The 17,875-nt window shown below is 72.1% G+C and carries 15 protein-coding genes; 5 read left to right on the plus strand and 10 right to left on the minus strand.

Annotated features, from left to right (window positions below):
• Positions 1–10: 10 nt before the first annotated feature.
• Positions 11–2,611: a LuxR C-terminal-related transcriptional regulator gene (locus tag ACGFJ7_RS08195; RefSeq protein WP_392641540.1), complete on the minus strand. Its 2,601-nt coding sequence runs from the start codon at positions 2,609–2,611 to the stop codon at positions 11–13.
• Between the two features lie 133 nt (positions 2,612–2,744).
• Here ACGFJ7_RS08195 and ACGFJ7_RS08200 point away from each other — a divergent pair, with 133 nt between their 5' ends.
• Positions 2,745–3,884 (plus strand): helix-turn-helix domain-containing protein, encoded by a 1,140-nt coding sequence (locus tag ACGFJ7_RS08200; RefSeq protein WP_360244317.1) that lies wholly within the window; start codon positions 2,745–2,747, stop codon positions 3,882–3,884.
• On the opposite strand, the gene ACGFJ7_RS08205 is transcribed toward ACGFJ7_RS08200, so the two are convergent.
• Both ACGFJ7_RS08205 and ACGFJ7_RS08210 read right to left on the minus strand, forming a co-directional pair.
• Positions 3,856–4,566 carry a hypothetical protein gene (locus ACGFJ7_RS08205; protein WP_360244320.1) on the minus strand — a complete coding sequence of 237 codons (711 nt, stop codon included), beginning with the start codon at positions 4,564–4,566 and terminating at the stop codon, positions 3,856–3,858. The two genes, ACGFJ7_RS08200 and ACGFJ7_RS08205, sit on opposite strands and share 29 nt — an antisense overlap.
• Before the next feature lie 25 nt (positions 4,567–4,591).
• Complete coding sequence (locus tag ACGFJ7_RS08210) at positions 4,592–5,635, minus strand: L-dopachrome tautomerase-related protein (RefSeq protein WP_360244323.1); 1,044 nt, start codon at positions 5,633–5,635, stop codon at positions 4,592–4,594.
• 136 nt (positions 5,636–5,771) lie between these two features.
• Between ACGFJ7_RS08210 and ACGFJ7_RS08215 the strand changes: the two genes are divergently transcribed.
• The 3 genes from ACGFJ7_RS08215 to ACGFJ7_RS08225 all read left to right on the plus strand — a co-directional run bounded on the left by ACGFJ7_RS08215 (position 5,772) and on the right by ACGFJ7_RS08225 (position 7,834).
• Complete coding sequence (locus ACGFJ7_RS08215; RefSeq protein ID WP_360244326.1) at positions 5,772–6,731, plus strand: zinc-binding alcohol dehydrogenase family protein; 960 nt, start codon at positions 5,772–5,774, stop codon at positions 6,729–6,731.
• A 165-nt stretch (positions 6,732–6,896) separates the two neighbouring features.
• A complete protein-coding gene (locus ACGFJ7_RS08220) occupies positions 6,897–7,319 on the plus strand; it encodes a hypothetical protein (protein ID WP_360244329.1) in 423 nt (140 codons plus the stop codon).
• Between the two features lie 11 nt (positions 7,320–7,330).
• A complete protein-coding gene (locus ACGFJ7_RS08225) occupies positions 7,331–7,834 on the plus strand; it encodes a hypothetical protein (RefSeq protein WP_360244332.1) in 504 nt (167 codons plus the stop codon).
• Positions 7,835–7,897: 63 nt separating this feature from the next.
• Here ACGFJ7_RS08225 and ACGFJ7_RS08230 read toward each other — a convergent pair whose 3' ends face one another.
• From ACGFJ7_RS08230 to ACGFJ7_RS08255, 6 genes are read right to left on the minus strand one after another with little or no spacing between them, the layout of a single operon-like run.
• Positions 7,898–8,422, minus strand: coding sequence for a YbhB/YbcL family Raf kinase inhibitor-like protein (locus ACGFJ7_RS08230; RefSeq protein ID WP_360244335.1), 525 nt, complete (start codon positions 8,420–8,422; stop codon positions 7,898–7,900).
• A gap of 9 nt (positions 8,423–8,431) precedes the next feature.
• A complete protein-coding gene (locus ACGFJ7_RS08235; RefSeq protein WP_360244338.1) occupies positions 8,432–9,565 on the minus strand; it encodes a glycosyltransferase 87 family protein in 1,134 nt (377 codons plus the stop codon).
• Entirely contained in the window at positions 9,562–10,938 is a 1,377-nt protein-coding gene (gene mptB, locus ACGFJ7_RS08240; protein WP_360244341.1) for a polyprenol phosphomannose-dependent alpha 1,6 mannosyltransferase MptB, read from the minus strand. Before mptB ends, ACGFJ7_RS08235 begins: the two co-directional genes overlap by 4 nt.
• Before the next feature lie 52 nt (positions 10,939–10,990).
• Positions 10,991–11,707: a DUF4832 domain-containing protein gene (locus ACGFJ7_RS08245; RefSeq protein WP_392641545.1), complete on the minus strand. Its 717-nt coding sequence runs from the start codon at positions 11,705–11,707 to the stop codon at positions 10,991–10,993.
• Between the two features lie 11 nt (positions 11,708–11,718).
• Positions 11,719–12,069 carry a DUF4874 domain-containing protein gene (locus ACGFJ7_RS08250; RefSeq protein ID WP_392641547.1) on the minus strand — a complete coding sequence of 117 codons (351 nt, stop codon included), beginning with the start codon at positions 12,067–12,069 and terminating at the stop codon, positions 11,719–11,721.
• Positions 12,070–12,100: 31 nt separating this feature from the next.
• Positions 12,101–13,237, minus strand: a complete 1,137-nt coding sequence (locus ACGFJ7_RS08255) for a type III PLP-dependent enzyme (protein WP_360244344.1) — start codon at positions 13,235–13,237, stop codon at positions 12,101–12,103.
• 74 nt (positions 13,238–13,311) lie between these two features.
• On the opposite strand from ACGFJ7_RS08255, the gene ACGFJ7_RS08260 reads away from it, so the two are divergent.
• Positions 13,312–14,259, plus strand: coding sequence for a helix-turn-helix domain-containing protein (locus tag ACGFJ7_RS08260; protein ID WP_360244347.1), 948 nt, complete (start codon positions 13,312–13,314; stop codon positions 14,257–14,259).
• 52 nt (positions 14,260–14,311) lie between these two features.
• Here the strand turns inward: ACGFJ7_RS08260 and ACGFJ7_RS08265 are convergent, their stop codons facing one another.
• Complete coding sequence (locus ACGFJ7_RS08265; protein WP_392641549.1) at positions 14,312–17,794, minus strand: S8 family serine peptidase; 3,483 nt, start codon at positions 17,792–17,794, stop codon at positions 14,312–14,314.
• Positions 17,795–17,875: the final 81 nt, after the last annotated feature.

Raw genomic sequence — 17,875 nt, forward strand, 5'->3', positions numbered from 1 at the left:
GTCCGCCCCCTCAGCACGCCGGGATCACGTCGCGAAGCTGGTCGCGGCGCGCGATCCCGAGCTTCGGGTAGATCTGATAAAGGTGGAACCCGATGGTCCGTGGTGACAACCCGAACTGCTCCGCGATGGCCCGGTTGGACAGTCCGCGGACGGCCAGCCGGGCAATCTGCTGCTGCTGGGCGGTGAGCTGGTCGAACGCGGACTCCTCGCCGGCCTGGGCCCGCACCACGCCGGTGGCCCGGAGCCGGGCCCGCACCGCCTCGGCGTCGTGGACCGCGCCCTGCCGCAGGAACGTGTCGAGCGCCGAGACGAGCAGCGGCCGGGCCTCGACGGGCCGGCGCCGCGTCCGCAGCGCCTCGGCCACCAGCGCCTGGGCGACGGCGTGCTCGTACGGCCAGCGCACCCCGGCGTCGGGCTCGGCCAGCAGCCGGATCGGGCGGTCCGGGTCGGCGTCGAACCCGAGGAGCGCGAAGGCCAGCTCCCACGACCAGCGGCGACGGGCGCTCGGCGGTTCGGACCGCTCCCGCGCCGTCCGCAGCCGGGCCAGCACCTCGGCGCGGCGACCGGTCTCCAGGGCCGCGCCGGCCAGTTGCAGGGCCACGCGATGCGACATCAGGAAGTGGGCCGGGGTGCCGTCGTCGGCGAAGACCGCCGAATAATGCCGGACGGCGGCCTCGTGGTCGCCGTCCGCCGTGGCCAGCTCGCCGGCGGCCCGGTGGATCAGATAGGCCACGAACGGGCTTTCCGCGTCCGACGGGTCACCGGCCTGGCCGAGCAGCCGCCGTGCCTCGTCGAGCCGGCCCCGGCGTACGGCGAGGACGGCCAGCTGGGTGACCACGGCCCGGCGCATGGGGCTGGCCGAGTTGGCGCCGACCAGGTCGGCCGCGTCGGCCAGCACCCGGCCGGCCTCGTCGAGGCGGCCCAGGTCGAACAGCGACTCGGCCAGGGCCACGGTGGCCACCGCGAGAACGCCGATGGAACCGTCGGCGTGCACCCGGTCGACCGCGCGGCGGTAGAGGTCGGCGGCGACGTCGACCTCGTCGGTGATCCAGGCGACGCCGCCGACGGCGAGCAGCCGCACCCGCTCGGCCGGCCCGTCGAGCGGCCTGAGCAGCGACGACTCGCTCAGCGGGCCGGTGCGGGCGACCCAGCCGGCCGGGTCGGCCACGCACTCGGCCAGCGCGCGCAGCGCCGGCATCGACCCGCCGGCCGGCAGGTTCGTCATCAGCCGGCGCAGGGTCGCGACGCCCTCGGCCGCGCCGTCGGTGAGAACCGACCGCGCCGCGATGGCCAGCACCCCGGTGGTCAGCGCCGGATCGGCCAGGCCGGTGGGATCGGTGGCCAAGAGGCGTTCGGCGGCGGTGAGGGTTTCGGTAGCGGGGCGGTACATGCGGACGTTGCCTGTGACGGCAAGGGCCGAGGCGAGCAGCCGCGGGTCGTCGGTCAGCTCGACCACCCGGTCGCAGAGGCGGCGGCTCCAGTCGATGTCGCCGCAGCGGTCGGCCTCGGCCGCGGCCCGCCCGTACCGGCGGGCCGCCTCGTGCCGGTCGGTGCTGTTCTCGGCGGCCCGCTCCAGCAGGGCGGCCACCTCCAGGCCCCGGCCCTGCGCGGCGGCGACGTCGGCCGCCCGCTCCAGCGCCACCGCCATGAAGTCGCCGGCGGTGCCGCCGACATGGGCCACGTGCCAGTCCCGGGTCGCCGACTCGGCCGAGACCGCGGCCAGCCGGGCGTGCGCCTCCTGGCGGTCGCCGAAGGGCGCGGTGAAGTAGCAGACCGCCCGCACCATCGGGCGGGCGAAGCTGAGCCGGCCGCCCAGCACGGCGATCAGCCGCGCCTGCTCGGCCGGGGCGCAGTCGGCGAGGCTCGCACCGGCCGCGGCGAGGACGTCGCCCAGGTCGTCGTGTTCGGCCGCCGCCGCGTACAGCAGCACCCGTCTCGTCGCCGGCGGGAGACCGTCGAGCTCGGGGGCGAAGGTGCGGGCGAGCAATCCGGTGACGCTGATCCGGTAGTCGCGCCGCAGCGCGGCCAGCGTGCCGCCGGCGACCGCGCGGGCCAGCTCGGTCAGCGCGAACGGGTTGCCGGCCGCGTAGTGCAGGATCTCGGCCCGGACCGCGCCGCGCGGCGGCACCGGACGGCTGTCGAGGACACCGGCGGCGGCGTTCGGGCGCAGCGGCCCCACCGGCAGCAGCGTCACCTCGGCGCTCACCCGGCCGAAGGCGAGCAGGCTGCGGGCGGCGAAGAGCAGCACCAGGCGCTCCCGGCGCAGCCGGCGGGCCACGAACATGAGCAGGCCGACTGTCTCGGCGTCGACCTCGTCGGCGGTGATCATCACCGGGCCCAGGCGGCAGAGCTGGAGAACCGACGAGAGTACGGTCAGCCGCCGCTCCAGCGGGCTGTCGACGGGCTCGCCCGGCAGCAGCCCGGCCGCCTCGACGACCCGGAAGCCGCGGGCGGTGGCCTCGGCGGCGCACGACAGCAGCAGCGCGGTCTTGCCGATGCCGGCCTCACCGTGCAGGACGATCACCTGCCGGCCGTTCTCGGCGTCACGCAGCGCGCGGCTCAGACGTTCCCGTTCCGCCGCGCGGCCCGGTAACTCAGCGATCAAGCTCATCGTGCCTCCTCTCCGCTTCGGATTTAAGCTTCGAGTCGGGGCGGCGACCATGCAGAACGCAGGCAGAACCTCTCTGCCGGCCGGTTCCGCTCCCGGCGAAGCAGCGGAAATCGGGCAGGGTGTGGGGAGGGTCATGTCGGCGGTTCCGCTGGGCGGGCTGGTACGCGGGTTTCGGCTGGTGGCGGGGCTCACGCTGGAGGCGCTGGCCGCGCGGTCCGGCGTCAGCGTCCGGGCCATCAGCGACATCGAGCGGGGGAAGAGCCTCGAGCCTCAATCCCGGACCGTACGGGCACTGGCCGATGCCCTCGAGGTCAGTGACGCCGACCGCACGGCACTGTACGAGGCGGCGCGTCCCTCGGCCGCCGAGGCGCCCCCGTTGTGCCTGCTGCCGGCGGACCTGCCGGACTTCACCGGCCGGGCGGCCGAGCTGGCCACGCTCGACGAGCTGATGCGGCCGGGCGCCACGGTGGTGGTGTGCGGGCCGAGCGGCATGGGCAAGACGGCGCTGGCCGTGCACGCGGCTCACGGCGCCTGCGACCGGTTCCCGGGCGGGCGGCTCTTCGCCGACCTGGAGGGCCTGGACACCGCGCTCGCGCTGTCCCGCCTGCTGCGGGCCTGCGGCGTCCAGCCGGCCGCCATCCCGTCGGCCCTGGAGGACCGGGCCGACCTGCTGCGCCAGACCCTCGCCGAGCGGCCGCGCCTGCTGGTGCTCGACAACGCGGAGGACGAGGCGCGGATCCGCCCCCTGCTCCCCGGCGACGGCGTCACCACCGTGGTGATCACCTCCTGGTGGCCCCTGGCCGGCCTGACCTCCGCCACCCGCGTCCGCCTGCGCCCGTTCGGCGACGCCGACGCGGTGGCGATGCTGCGCGCCGTCACCCACGCGACGTCCCTGGTGGGTGACGACGCGGCGCTGCGTGAGGTGGCTCGGCTGTGCGGCAACTATCCGCTCGCGCTGCGGATCGCCGGAAGCCGGCTGACCAGCCGGCCGGGCTGGACGGCGGCCACGCTGGCCGAGCGGCTGGCCGATCCCGCCCGGCGGCTCGACCGGCTGGTCGCCGGGGATCTGCGGGTGCGCGACGCCTTCGACGCCACCTGTGCCCGGCTCTCCCCGGCCAGCCACGCGGCGCTGGAGGCGCTGGCTCGTGACGAGCCCGTCGACGCCGTGGACGCGCTCGACGAGCTAGCCGAGGCCGGCCTCGTCATCGGCCGCCATCTGCACGACCTGCTCCGGCTCTACCTGCTCACGCCACCGTCACCTCGTCCAGCCTGATCGACACGACGACCGGGTCCGGGACCTTGTCGTTGTTCTCGTCGCGGCTGTAGATGGTGCGTTCGGTCGCGATCAGCAGCCCGTCGACGGTGGTGAACTCCGTGGCGTACTGGGCGGCGGGTGTGCCGCCGGCGATGTCGACCGTGTAGTCACGCCGCCGGATGATCCCGTCGTCGTCGACGTAGAGGATCTGGTGCGCCGTGTGGGTGGCGATGTTCGCCGGGTACGTGACGGCCAGCCGCCGGTACTTCTTCCCGTCCTCGGTCCACGGGCCGATCTCCTCGGTCCGTACGCCCTCGAAGGTCAGTGAGACCGGCTCGCTGGTGTACGTCCACATGGCGTACCCGGAGAAGTAGGCCAGTTGAAGGCGGGTCCACGGGGTGGTCAGTTCGTGCCCGGCGAACGAGGCCCGCGGGTCGAGCAGCTCCTCGACCACCTCGCCGTCGCCGGTCTCGACGGCGATGCGCTCCGGGGTGAAGTTCGTGTAGTGCCCGTCGGCGAAGAACGGTTCCTGCCGGGTGTGTTCGCGGTGCAGGTCGACGGTGACCTGGACGTCGTCGAGCGCTCCCGGGTGGCCCTTCATGGCCCACAGCGCGCCGCCGAAGAACTGGCGGGCGCTGATCTCCCGCGCCTCTTCCCAGGCCTTACGGCCGCCGTAGGTGTCGAAAATCTCGTCGAGCACGACTCTCTCCTTGACGCTGGGGGAATTAACGGGCCAGCCGGACCGGCTGGGCGCCGACCGGCACCCGCACGATCTGGTACGGCGGGATCCGGTCGTCCACGCCGCCGTTGAACAGGGGCGACCGGGGCAGCTGGTTGACGCTGACGTAGAGGTAGCCGTCGGCGGCCAGGGCCAGCGTGTCCGGCCAGAGCGCGCCGGGCGCGTGCAGCACCGTCGACCAGGTGCCGTCCGCGTCGCGCTTGAGAACGGCGCTGTGTTCGTACGCCGTGGCGTAAAGAGCCCCCGCGGTGTCCGACTCGAGCCCGTCGGACGCGCCCTTGTCACCGTGATCGGTGACCAGCGCCGCGACCTCGTCGTCGCTGAGCGCCCGGTCGGCCAGCGCCGAGGTGGGCACGCTGTAGAGCCGCCGGCTGGACAGCGGGCAGAACCAGAGCCGCTCCCCGGTGGCGTCGATCGCGATACCGTCCGCCCCGACCACATAGTTGTCCCGCACGACACCCTGCACGACGGCGCGGAAACCGTCGACCGCGCGCGTGCTGGCGTAGCCGCGCAGCCGCGACCAGCTCTCGCCGCTCGCCAGGTCGACGACGATGAGCGCGCCCTCCGGCTGCGAGTCGGTGATGTACGCGTACCCGGCCTCGCCCCGCGAGAGATCGAAACGAACGTCGTTGAGGTACGTCGTGGGCGTGATCGCCTCGGCCGACGGCCGGATGATCCGCACAAGGTCGCCGGTGGCCGGGTCGATCTCGACCAGTTTCGGCCCGTTCTCGACCCAGGGGGCGAAGGCCAGGCTGCCGGTGTCGAGCAGCCACAGATGCCCGCGCGGATCGACCACGACGCTCTGCACCGAGACCAGGTGCTCGTCGTTGAACTCCCGGCTCGGGTACGGGACCGGCTTGCCGTCCACGATCTCGGCCACCGTGAACGGCACCTCGTCACCCCAGCGGGGAACGGAGATGAAGACCCGCCCGTCGTCGGTGACTGTCACACCGGTCGGCATCAGATCGTGCAGTTCCGCCACTACCTCGAAGTTCGGCGCGACCCAGGCGCCCAATGCCTCAGATGTCATGTCGTCGAGCCTGCCCGCGGATCACCCGCCCGCTACCAGTACGTCGACTGGTCCGGCCGGAAACCCAGTCGACGTACGCATGGTTCCTCACTCGCGGACGGGCACCGTCGCAGCAAGTCGAACAAAGGAGAACACCATGCGCGCGGTAGCCGTCACCTCCGCTCACCACCTCAGCGACGTCGAGGCGCCCACCCCCGTACCGGCCCCGCACGACCTGCTGGTCCGGGTGCACGCGGTCTCGGTCAACCCGGTCGACGTGCAGAGCGCCGGCCGCGGCCACGGCATCCTCGGCTACGACGCGTCCGGCGTCGTCGAGGCGGTCGGTTCCAAGGTCACCCGCTTCGCCCCGGGCGACGAGGTCTACTACGCGGGAAGCATCCGCCGCCAGGGCAGCAACGCCGAACTCCAGGTGGTGGACGAGCACATCGTCGGCCACAAGCCGACCACCCTGGACTTCGCCGAGGCGGCCGCCCTGCCGCTGACCACGATCACGGCCTGGGAAGCCTTGTTCGACCACCTGCGCCTGAACGCCGACAGCACCGGCACGATCGTCGCCCTGGCCGCGGCCGGCGGCGTGGGCTCGATGATCACCCAGCTGGCCCGGCAGCTCACCAAGCTGACCGTCATCGGCACGGCGTCCCGCCCGGACTCCCGCAAGTGGGCCCTGGAGATGGGCGCCCACCACGTGATCGACCATCACGCGGGCCTGGCCAACGAGGTCCTGAAACTCGCACCGGCGGGCGTCGAGTACGTCTTCTCCCCGCACTCCAAGGGCAACGTCGGCGAATTCGACCGGATCCTGAAGCCGTTCGGCCACGTGGTCGCCATCGACTCGGTCGACAGCATCCAGGACCTGAAGTCGAAGAGCATCACCTGGCACTGGGAGCTGATGTTCACCAAGCCGATGTACGCCCCGACCGACGACAGCCAGGGCCGCCTGCTCGACGAGGTGGCCCGCCTGGTCGACGCCGGCACCCTCCGCACCACACTGACCACCCGCCTGGGCCCGATCAACGCCGCGAACCTGACCGAGGCCCACCGCCTGGTCGGCACCGGCAAGGGCTCCCACTACGGCAAGGTCGTGGTGGCCGCCTGACCCGCGTCTCGTCAGGCCAGGTCGAGGTCGAGGCGGGACTCCAGCGCCTGTTTCGTCCGGGTGTTCGGGGGCGTTCCGGACAGTGCGGGCACGTTCCGAACGGTGGCCGGACGGCTTGCGGGGCTGATGCACTCGGCCTCTCACCACCGGATGAGAGGACGTGAGATGGTCAGAAAACTGGTTGCGAGGATCATGGTCGTCGTCGCGGCGGCGACGGCGTCGGTGGTCGCGTTCGGCGCGCCCGCGATGGCGTTCACGAAACGGACCGAGTGCATCTACGACGGCGTGGACTACATCATCGGGCAGAAGATCTACTTCGTGGCCGACAACGGCCGGTACAAGGGCGAGGTCAACTGGTACTTCGGGTCGCCCAACAGTTTCGGCATCTTCGACCTGGACACCAGCGACACCGCGCGGACCGAGCTGCGGGTGGACGTCGGCTCGACAGTCAGGTCGTACGACCAGTCCGCCGACGACAACACCGGCATCCTCGACATCCCCGGAACCGTCCGCAAGTACCGGGTGGTCTGGGACGGGCACCCGACGATCTGGCTCCCGCCGCAGACCTGCAACCTGGTCGGTCTCTGAGAGGAAGATCCATGCGCAAATTGAGTACGTTCCTGGCCGCGCTGACGATCCTCCTCGGCGCCTTCCTCGTGTCCGCCCAGCCGGCCGCGGCCGCCGGGCACCGCTGCGCGGTGATCGGCACGTCCGGCGTCTATCAGGGTGTGCACTGCATCGACGTCTACCGGGACGGCCCCTTCGCGGCCTCCGACAACTCCGTCTACTGCCAGAAGGTCCAGAACGGGGTGACCACGATCGTGGCCTGCAAGTCCCTGCGGGAGCAGCCGGGGACCTGCTCGAACGCCTACGCCCAGTGCGCCTACAGCGGACGCGGCGAATGCGGCAGCGCCGGCCACTCGCCGTGCCGGGCCGCCAAAATCGTCAACTCGTCGCCGGTCATCGCGCTGAAGTGCGGCTACGACTACTGGGGCATCACCGCGAACACCTACATCGTGCTGCCGAACGGGGTGCCGACCAGCACCGCCAGCATCGCCACCCCACATTTCGCGGTAGGCAACACCAACTGCACAACCGACTAGCGACGGGACGAGAAGAGCCGGTCAAGAACCCGGAAAGGGGGCCGCGTGGCCCCCTTTCCGGGTTCAGGCTGAGAAGTACGGGGTGATGACGGCGCGGGCCAGGGTGTGGCCGGTCAGGTTGAAGCCGAGGAAGGCGGGGGTGGAGTCCTGGTCGATGCCGATGGACTCGACGTCGACGGCGTGGACGGCGATGTAGTAGTCGTGGCGGCCGCTGCCGGCCGGCGGGGCGGCGCCGATGTAGCGGCGCAGCCGGGCGTCGTTGGCCAGCTGCCAGGCGCCCTCGGGAATCGCCGTGCTGTTCTCCGCGCCGGCGTCGGTGGGCAGGGACGTCACCGAGGCCGGGAGGTCGGCGATCGCCCAGTGCCAGAATCCGGAACCCGTGGGGGCCGTCGGGTCGTACACGGTCACCACGAAGCTCTTCGTCTCGGCCGGGAAGCCCGACCAGGAGAGCTGCGGCGAGACGTCCTCGCCGCCGGCGCCGAAGACGCCGCTCGCCTGCGGGAGCTTCATCTCCGCGCCGTCGCTGACGTCGGTGCTGGTCAGGGTGAAGGACGGGACCTTCGCGATCGCGTCGTACGGGGTGGTCACGTTTTGCTCCTAGGTCGTTGGGACCCTTCGAACGTAAGGAGCGCGGCGCCATCGCCCATAAGTCGCTCGACCGGGTGGTTCCAGGGCCAGGAGCAGGCCGATCGAGATCCAGACGTACGTGTTGCTGCCGATCAGGGCGAGGAACCCGTGGGCGCCGGCCCACCAGAGCCAGACGACGCTGCTGCTGAGCACCACGTAGACGGCCGCCAGCACGATCAGCCCGCGCCGGGAGGCGCGGCCGGCCAGCAGGAACAGGGCCGGCAGCAGCCACACCAGGTGGTGCACCCAGGTCACCGGACTGATCAGGCAGGCCACGATGCCGGTCAGGGCGAAGCCGGTCGTGTCGTCCCGGGCCGCGCGCACGCCCAGCCACCAGATGAGCAGGATCACGGCGACGGCGAGCAGCCACCAGAGCGGCGAGACGCCCAGGCGGGCGACGACTCCGCGCAGGGATTGATTCGAGACGTACGCGAGGTTGCCCACCCGGTCGGTGTCCCACAGCGCCCCGGTCCAGAAGCGGCGTGACGTGTCGGGGGCGACCAGGTAGGCCAGGACGGTCGCGGCGGCGGCCGTGCCCGTGGCGACGGCGGCGGCCCGGTATTGGCGGGTCAGGATCAGGTAGCCGATGAAGACGGCCGGTGTCAGTTTGACGGCCGCGGCCAGGCCGATGCCGACGCCGCGCCACTGGGTGCGGCGCAGGTCGGAGCAGACCAGCACGAGCAGGGCCAGGTTGACCTGGCCGAAGCTGAACGTGTCGCGGGCCGGTTCGAAGACGAGGACCGCCAGGAAGGCCAGCGCGGCCGGCATCCACACACTTCGGCGCCGCATCGGGAGCAGATACCAGCGCAGCAGCAGGGCCACGCAGGCCGCGTTGAGCGCGACACTGAACGCGATCGCCACCGGCCAGCTGGTCAGCGCGAGCGGGCTGAGGACGAGGGCGGCGAACGGCGGATAGGTGAAGCCGTACTCGGTGTCCTGGTAGAGGTAGTCGTACAGTTCGCCGCCGTCGACCAGCCAGTAGCGGACGGCGCCGCGGTAGACGCCGAGGTCGAAGAACTCGCGGAAGGTCGGCACGGTCACCAGGAAGACGCCGACGGCGAGCGTGGCGACGGCGACGAGGGCGAAGGCGCGGGGCCGGGTCATCGGGTGGTCGCCTCCAGGGCGGGGGCCGTGGCCAGGCGTACGCCGAGAAAGCCCGACAAACCGAGAAGCACGCCCGCGGTGGCGAGGAGGAACTCCTCGGTGTCGACGGCGAAGCCGTCCGGCAGGACGGCCAGCACCAGGACCGCGCAGGCGACCGCGAGGGTGTGCCGCACCCAGCGGTGACCGGCCGCGGCGGCCAGCGGGACCAGGCCCCAGATCAGGTACCAGGGCCGCAGCGCCGGGCCGAAGGCCACGACCGCGACCAGCACGATGCCGAGGCCGTAGAGCACGCCGAGCTCCCTGATCTGCGACCAGACCAGGCCCGCGACGACGAGGGTGGCCAGCACGCCGGCCCACCGCCAGAGGTTGAGGACGAAGACCTCGCCGACCCCGTCGCCCGAGAGCAGTCCGGCGGTCCAGCGGCCGAGGACGTTGACGAGCGAGAGGTTGCCGGGCGAGATCGGGGTGTCGAGGGTGCCGAGCCAGCCGTATCCGGTGCCGGCGACCGCGGTGAGGATCCCGGTCGTGGCGGCGGCGGTGGCGGTGACCGCGCCGCCGGCCCGGGCGAGCGGCCACCGGCCTCGCAGCTGAGCGGCCCAGATCATCGCGACCGCGGCCAGGCCCAGGATGGCGGGCACCTTGACCAGCGCGGCCGCCGTGACCAGGACGGCGCCGAGCACGGGATGCCGCTGGACGGCGGCGGCCAGGCCGGCGGCGAGCAGGCCGACCATGAGGGCGTCGTTGTGGGCGCCGCCCACGAAGTGGATGAGCACGAGCGGATTGAGCACGGCCAGCCAGAGGGCGGCCGGCGGCCGGATCCCCGTGCTGCGGGCCAGGATCGGCAGGACGTACGCGAGAAGCGCCAGCCCCGCCACCGCGACCAACCGCATCGCGACCACCCCGCCGAGCAGATGCTCGCCGCCGAGGAGACGGGCGAGGCCCAGGAAGACCGGGCCGTACGGGCTGGGGGTGTGCTGCCAGATCTCGGGAACCTGCGCGGCGATGAAGCCGCCGAGGCCGGCCGGGCCCTGCCGGTAGACGTCGAGCCCTTCGCCGGCCATGAGGCCCTGCGCGAGGTAGCTGTAGACGTCCCGGCTGAACAGGGGCGGCGCGGCCAGCAGGGGCGCCGACCACAGGGCCAGGGTCCGCCACATCGCGCCGACGTCGTCCGGGAGCACCTGGCCGTACCACCACCAGGCGAGCAGCAGCAGGGCGAGCCCGCCGTAGACGGCGACCAGCCCGAGGCGCACGTGGGTGAGCCCGGCGAAGAAGCTGACCCCGACCGGCAGCGCCCCGGCGCCCAGGCCGCCCACGGCGATGAGCACCGCCCCGAAAAATCCGACGGCGCGCGACCAGCCGTGATCCCCGAACACCGCAGCACCCTTTCAGCGAAGGGTGTCGAAGTGGGTACGGCCGATGAACGGCCTACTTAACCGTGAGCGAGCGGCCGAGGCTGTTCCAGCCCTTGGCCGCGTTCCAGACGCGGGGGTTGGCGAGCTGGATGGCGTACTCGGGCCTCCCGGCCAGTCCGGCGGCGGGATCGGGCAGGCTCAGGGAGTAGGCGCCCTGGACGGCGGTGAAGGTCGCTTCGAGAGTCACCTGCCGGCCGGGCACCCATGTGCGGAGATCGGCCGGCACACTGACGATCTTGGAGCCGACGACCAGGCGGACCGGGCGGTTCTGGGCGGGCGCGGCGTAGCCGTCGTTGACCAGCGTGATCGTGGCCGTGACCTTCGCGCCGGCCTTCACGGTGGTGGGCAGGACGGCCTTGACCAGGCGGATCCGGTAGCCGAGGCGACGGCCGGCCTCGGCCAGCCCGCCACTCCCCCACGAGGTGAGGACGTCGGTGTCGAAGGACGGGTTGAGGTACGTCCAGTGGTACCGGGCCATCTCGGCGCGGGCGTTGGGCCAGGCCGAGCGGGCCGAGACGTCGCAGGTCTCGCCGCCGACCAGGATCGGGGAGGAGGCCAGCCAGGTGGCGTCGTCGCCGGTGAAGGTGCCGTAGTCGTCGGTGCCGGCCAGGAAGCAGTCGTCGTGCACGCCGACCCGGGCCAGGGTGGGGTGCAGACGTCGCTTGATCGCGGGGGTCCGCACCTGCACGACGGTCGAGGGCGAGGTGGCCGCGAGCAGGGCGGCCAGCACGCGCCCGCGCGTTACGCGAACCGGACCACCATCTTCACGCCGGCGGCCCGGGCGGCGGCGAAGTCGGCCCTCACCAGGGCCAGGTCGGCCGCCGAGATCTGGTCGACGGCCTGGTACTTCTCCAGGTAGAAGATCCGGTAGACGAGGCTGCGGGCCTGATCGACGCGGGCTTTCGTCAACGACGAGGCGCTGAGCGGCGTGTAGGACCCGAAGTGCGTTTCGGTGTACGTGAAGAAGCCGCGCCCGGGGTTGGCGATGGCGGCCGTCGACGGCGCGTAGGTGACCGTGGACGGGGTCGCGGCCACGGCGGTGCCGGGCAGGAGGACGGCGACGGCCACGGCGGCGGCGGGGAGAAAGCGCACGAGGACGACAATCGGCCCCGCCGCCCGGTACTTAAGTGATCTGGGTCCGCAGCGGGGGAAAGCCGTTGAACCCCACGGAGGCGTACGTGGCGGTGTACGCGCCGGTCCCGAGGATCCGCACCACGTCGCCGGCCTCGAGCGCGAGCGGCAGCTCGTAGTGGGCGTGCTGGTACATGATGTCGACGCTGTCGCAGGTCGGCCCGGCCAGGATCACCGGGCCCATCGGGCCGTCGTCGCGGGTGGTGGCCAGGGCGTACTGGATGGCCTCGTCCTCGGTCTCGGCCAGCCCGCCGAAACGGCCCACGTCCAGATAGACCCACCGCTGTTCGTCCTCATAGGACTTCTGGGCGACGAGGACGACCTCGGCGTGCAGCACGCCGGCCGGCGCCGCGATGTACCGCCCGGGCTCGATCATCAGCGCCGGGCGGCGTTGCCCGAAGTTTCGCGATATGGCGGCCTCGATGGCCGCCGCGTAGGCGGTGATCGGAAGGGCGGAGACGCGGTAGTCGACCGGGAAGCCGCCGCCGGCGTTCAGAATGCGGAGCGAGTGTCCACGTTGTTGCAAGAAGCGGAATATGTCGGCCGCGACGGCGATGCTCGGCTCCCACCGCTCGGGGTCGAGCTGCTGCGAGCCGACATGGAAGGCCAGCCCGGCCGGATCCAGCCCGCGGGCGGCCGCCGATGTCATCAGGTCGGCCGCCATGTCCGGCGTACATCCGAATTTGCGGCTCAAGGGCCATCGCGCGCCCTTCGACGAGGCCAGGAGCCGGCAGATCACCCCGGATCCGGGCGCGTGGGCGACGATCTTGTCGAGCTCCCCGGCGCTGTCGAAGGCGAAGAGACGGACCCCGCGGGCGTACGCGTAGGCGATGTCCACCGCCTTCTTGATCGGGTGCCCGTAGCTGAGCGCCGCCGGGGACGCCCCGGCCGCCAGGCAGAGGTCGATCTCGGTCCGGCTGGCCACGTCGAACCGGCATCCGGCCTCGACGAGCGCGCGCAGCAGGGCCGGCTCCGGGTTGGCCTTCACGGCGTAATGGATCTGCGCGCCGGCGAAGGCGGCGGCGATCCGGCGGTACTGCTCGCCGGCCACCTCCACGTCGATCACCAGACAGGGGGTCCGGCCGAGGGCGCCGGACGCCGTCACTTCCTCATCCGCAGTCACGGTCATAACACAGAGTATTGCCATGAACGCATAGAGTTGTCGATCCGGTGACACGAATAGACAGGTTTACAGTTGTCGCCGTGTCAGAACGGCTGGACCTGCTCTCCGCCCCGGAGCAGCACGCGTACCGCCTGCTCGTGCGCATGTCCGGCGCCACCGCCGACGACCTCGCCGAGCAGGACGGCCTCTCCGCGGCCGAGGCCGCCGACGTGCTGGAATCCCTGCACCGCAAGGGCCTGGCCACCGGCGGCCCGGCCTTCCACGCCCTGCCGGCCGACGTAGCGCTGGGCGACGCGCTCCTGCGCGAGCAGCAGGCCCTCGAGTCGGCCCGGCGAATGGTGGCCTCGCTCAGCGAGGAGTACCGCAGCAACACCCGCCGGCGCAGCGCCGACCATCTCGTCGAGATCGTCGTCGGCGCCCCGGCGCTGCGCGACCGGCTGCGCGAGATGCAGGACTCGGCCGAAAAGGAGATCCTGTGGTTCTGCCGGGCCAACCCGATAGCCATGCAGGGCCCGGAGAACACCGAGGAGAACTCGGCGCTGGAGCGCGGCGTCCGGTACCGGGCGATCTACGAGCGGGAGCTGCTCGAGAAGCCGGGCGAGCTGGACAGCATCGTCGAGGCGATGAGCCTGGGCGAGCAGTCCCGGACGCTGCCCGCCCTGCCCGTGCGCCTGGCCGTCGCCGACCACCGCCTGGCCATCTGTCCCCTGGTGCCGGACGCCGCGCGGGGCGTCGGGCCGCCCACCGCGGCGTTGATCCGCCCCAGCGAGCTGCTCGACGCCCTGGTCGCGCTCTTCGAGAGCTACTGGGACCGGGCGACCCCGCTGGTGCCGGACGGTGGCACCGAGGAGCCCGATCGGCTGTTGCTCTCGCTCTTCGTGTCCGGCCTGCCGGACAAGTCGATCGCGACCCAGCTCGGGGTGAGCCGCAGGACCGTCCAGCGGCGGTTGGACCGCCTCATGGACATCGCCGGCGTGGACACCCGCCCCGGGCTGGCGTTCCAGGCCGCCCGGCGCGGCTGGTTGTGACGCAGGTGGTACACCGGCACGCCGACCGGACCGGCGTTCTCGTCGAAGGGCCTCATCGGCCGTAGGCCCTGATCACGGTCTGCCGGACGGCGTTGCCGGCCCGGTCGCTCGCGGTGACCCGCAGCGAGACGATCCCCGCGCCGGCCTTTGTGCGCCAGGTCCGGCCATCGTCCATCGAATACTCGACCTTTACCCGGTTGGCGCCCGGCACGCTGATCTCGGCGTGGTGGCCGGCAACCCCTTGAAGATCAACCGGCACGTCGTACGACGGCTGAAGCAGCGGCAGCTTCCCGTTCGCCGCGGACTTGAAGGTCCACTCGGTCGACGTGGACGTGCCGTACAACCACTCCTCGCCACCGCGCTTCGTCGTGACCGACAACGTGAAGTCGCCGGCCGGCACCGCCACATCGCGCCACGCGTTGGGGTATTCGCCGACGACCACGCCGTTGCGGGACAGCGTCGCCGCCTGGCCGGCCGGGTCGAGCTGATAGTGGCCGTCCGCGTCGACGAAGTCGGCCACCCGCAGCTTCAGCAGGTTGCCCTCCCGGGTGCCTTCACCGGCCGGCCGCAGGACCGGAGCGGTCCACGTTTCGGCGGAACGGCCGGGTTTCCCGTACGCGATCGGGTCGTCCTGGAAACCACCGTCGAGTGCGGCGCCGATCGAGTTGAACGGGTACTCGTGGTGGACCTGGTGTTGCCACAGCGTGTCGCCGATGCTGACCCACTCCTCGCGGACCGACGGCGTCCGCACCGCCCGCTGGGCGTCGTTCCAGGAGTACTCCTGAGCCGGCCGCCAGCCGAACCGCTGCTCGCGTACCCAGTCGAAGCCGCCGTTGTGCTGGTAGCGCGAGGTGATCCGCTGCGAGTTGGCCGCCGTCACCCGGTAGACGATCTGGCTGGGCACGCGGTCCCTGGTGACCTGGAAGACGTCGTACAGGTAAGGGCTGCTCGGCGTGAGGGTCAGCGAGATCGAGGCGCCACGCTTGCGGGCCTGGGCGAGCAGCTTCTGCCCGTCGTCGTTGGGAACGACCGCGTTGATGATCGGCATCCGCTCGCCGTCCGGCTGCCAGGAGCCCCAGGCCGACATGGTGTCGGGGAAGACGACCAGCGCGACCGCCGCGCCCGCCTCGGCCGCTTGCAGCGCGGCGTCGTAGTAGTTGTCCGTCTCGAGCACCACGGCCTTGCCCCTGACGTCGCCGTTCAGCCCGGCCACCAGGTCGTACCGCCGGGTCCCGGTGTAGGCCGGGGAGGAGGCCGTCAGGTTGATGTCGACGCCGGGGAGGGACGAGCGGACCAGCGGGGCCACCAGTTGCCAGCGCGACGAGAACTCGAAGCTGCCCCGGCGGGGCTTGGCGGTCGGGGTGACGTTCAGCGCCTGGACCGAGCTGAAGTTCATGAAGCCGTTGATGATGCCGCGGCCCGACCCGGTCACCCGGTGCACGTAGTAGCTGAACACGGTCCGCTGCTCGGCCGGCTTCGGCGTCTCGATCTTGACAGGCCTGGCGGTACGGGCGTCGAGCGTGATCGTGAGATCACGGTCGACCTTGAGCTCGGGGTTGGTGATCAGCGAGTCCTGCTCGTCGAGCGGGTAGCCGTCGGCGATCGTGGCGTTCATCAGGTAGTCGCCCTCGGCCACCTCGTACGTCCGGGTCTGGCCCTCGAAGATCGCGTCGAGCACGTCGAAGCGCGGATCGTCGCCGAACATCAGGAAGGCGGGCGCCGCGGCCGGCTTCCCCGATCGGTCCACGGCCTTGACGGTCACGGTGTGGTGCGGGCGGTCGAGCGTGCCGGCGAGCGCGGTCGTGACGAGCACGCCGCCCGGCCCGGACGCGGTCAGCCAGCCGCTGATCTGGCCGGGGGTCTTGAGGTCGTGCGTGAGGACCACGTCCGTCCGGCCCCCGGCCGGCACGGTCACCGTCGTCCGCGACGGGGTGATCGCGGCCAGGTCGTCCGTCAAGGTCAGCGTGATCGGGGCGGTGCCGCCGTTGGTGTAGGTGACGGTCCGCGTGACCGGCTTCTCGCCCAGCTGGTGGAGGCCGAAGTCGGCCACACCCGTTCCCGCGACCTTCTGGGTCGTGGCCCGGGCGAGGTCGACCCGGCCGGCGCCCTGCGCGAACACCGGGGTGTCCGGCGTGGTCTTCGCGGTGCTGACCAGCTCGTCCTTGATCTGCGAGCCGGTCCAGCCGGGATGCTGCTGGGCGACGATCGCGGCCGCCCCGGCCACGTGCGGCGTGGCCATCGAGGTGCCGGAGGCCGCGGTGTAGAGGTCGTCGACCGGGGTGCCCATCTCGGTGCCGGCGGCCCGGGCGGCGACGATGTCCACACCGGGCGCGGTGATCTCGGGCTTGAGCCCTTCGTCGCCGACCCGCGGGCCACGGCTGGAGAAGCCGGCGATCCGGTCGTCGCGGTCGACGGCGCCGACGGTCAGGGCGCCGGCGGCGGCGCCGGGGGTGCCGACCCGGTAGCTCGCGCCCTCGTTGCCGGCCGCCACCACGAAGAGCGCGCCGGTGGCCTCGCTAAGCTCGTCGACGGCGGCGCTCATCGGGTCGGTGCCGTCGGTCGCCTCACCGCCCAGGCTCATGTTGATCACGCGGGCGCCCTCGTGGGCCGCCCATTCCATGCCGGCGATGATGCCGGACTCGTAGCCGGAGCCGCTGTCGTCGAGCACCTTGCCGATCAGCAGGCGGGCGCCCGGGGCGACGCCCTTGCGGGTGCCGTTGGAGCCGGCGCCGGTGCCGGCGACGGTGGCCGCGACGTGGGTGCCGTGCCCGAAGTGGTCGCCGGTGTCGGCGCTGCCGCTGAAGTCCCGCGCCTCATCGATCTTGCCGGCCAGGTCGGGGTGGCCCGCGTCGGCGCCGGTGTCGAGCACGGCCACCTTGACGCCCTGGCCGTCGAGCCCGGCCGCCCACGCCCGCGGGGCGCCGATCTGCGCGGTGCTCCGGTCGAGCACCGGCTTCACCTTGCCGTCGAGCCAGATGTGGGTCGCGGTGGTGGCGGTCCGGGCGCCGGTGCCGGCGGCCACCTGCGTACGCCAGAAGTCCTTGAGCCCCTGCTTGTCGGCTTTGACGGCCACCGCGCCGAGGCTGGGAAGCGCGGTGCCGCCCATCCTGGCCTTCGCCGCGGCCCCCTGGATGATCAACGGCAGCGTGCCCCGGGCGGCGTCGCCGTAGCCCTGCTCGATCAGGTGCTGCACGTCGAACAGTTCGGCGTCGAGCCGTCCCTCGCGCAGCAGGGGAAGAGCGTCGGACGGCAGAACGCGGACGCCCTCGCTCGTCTCGACGGTGGCGAAGCGGACGTGTTCGCGGCCGGACCCCGGCCGTACCGTGGCCGCGACCCGGCCGTCACCGGCGGGAGCCAGTTCGACGACATCGCCCGTGATGAGCGTGATCGCTTGCGCGGCCGCAGGGGGAACGGTCGCGCGGGCGGGTACAGCCGGGGTGGCGGCAGCGGCGGAACCTGGCGGCGACCAGGTGGCGCCGCCGGCTCCCACCAGGACGCCGACGAGGGCACCGGCAAGGCGCTTCGATGCAGGCAAGGTCGGGCTCCTTAACGTGCGAGTTGACACGCATTCTGGAGTTCACCTGTTGCTTGCCGGGAGATCTGCCGGGTGCCGCAG

Source organism: Actinoplanes sp. NPDC048988, assembly GCF_043197815.1.
In the GTDB taxonomy this organism is placed as follows: Bacteria; Actinomycetota; Actinomycetes; order Mycobacteriales; family Micromonosporaceae; genus Actinoplanes.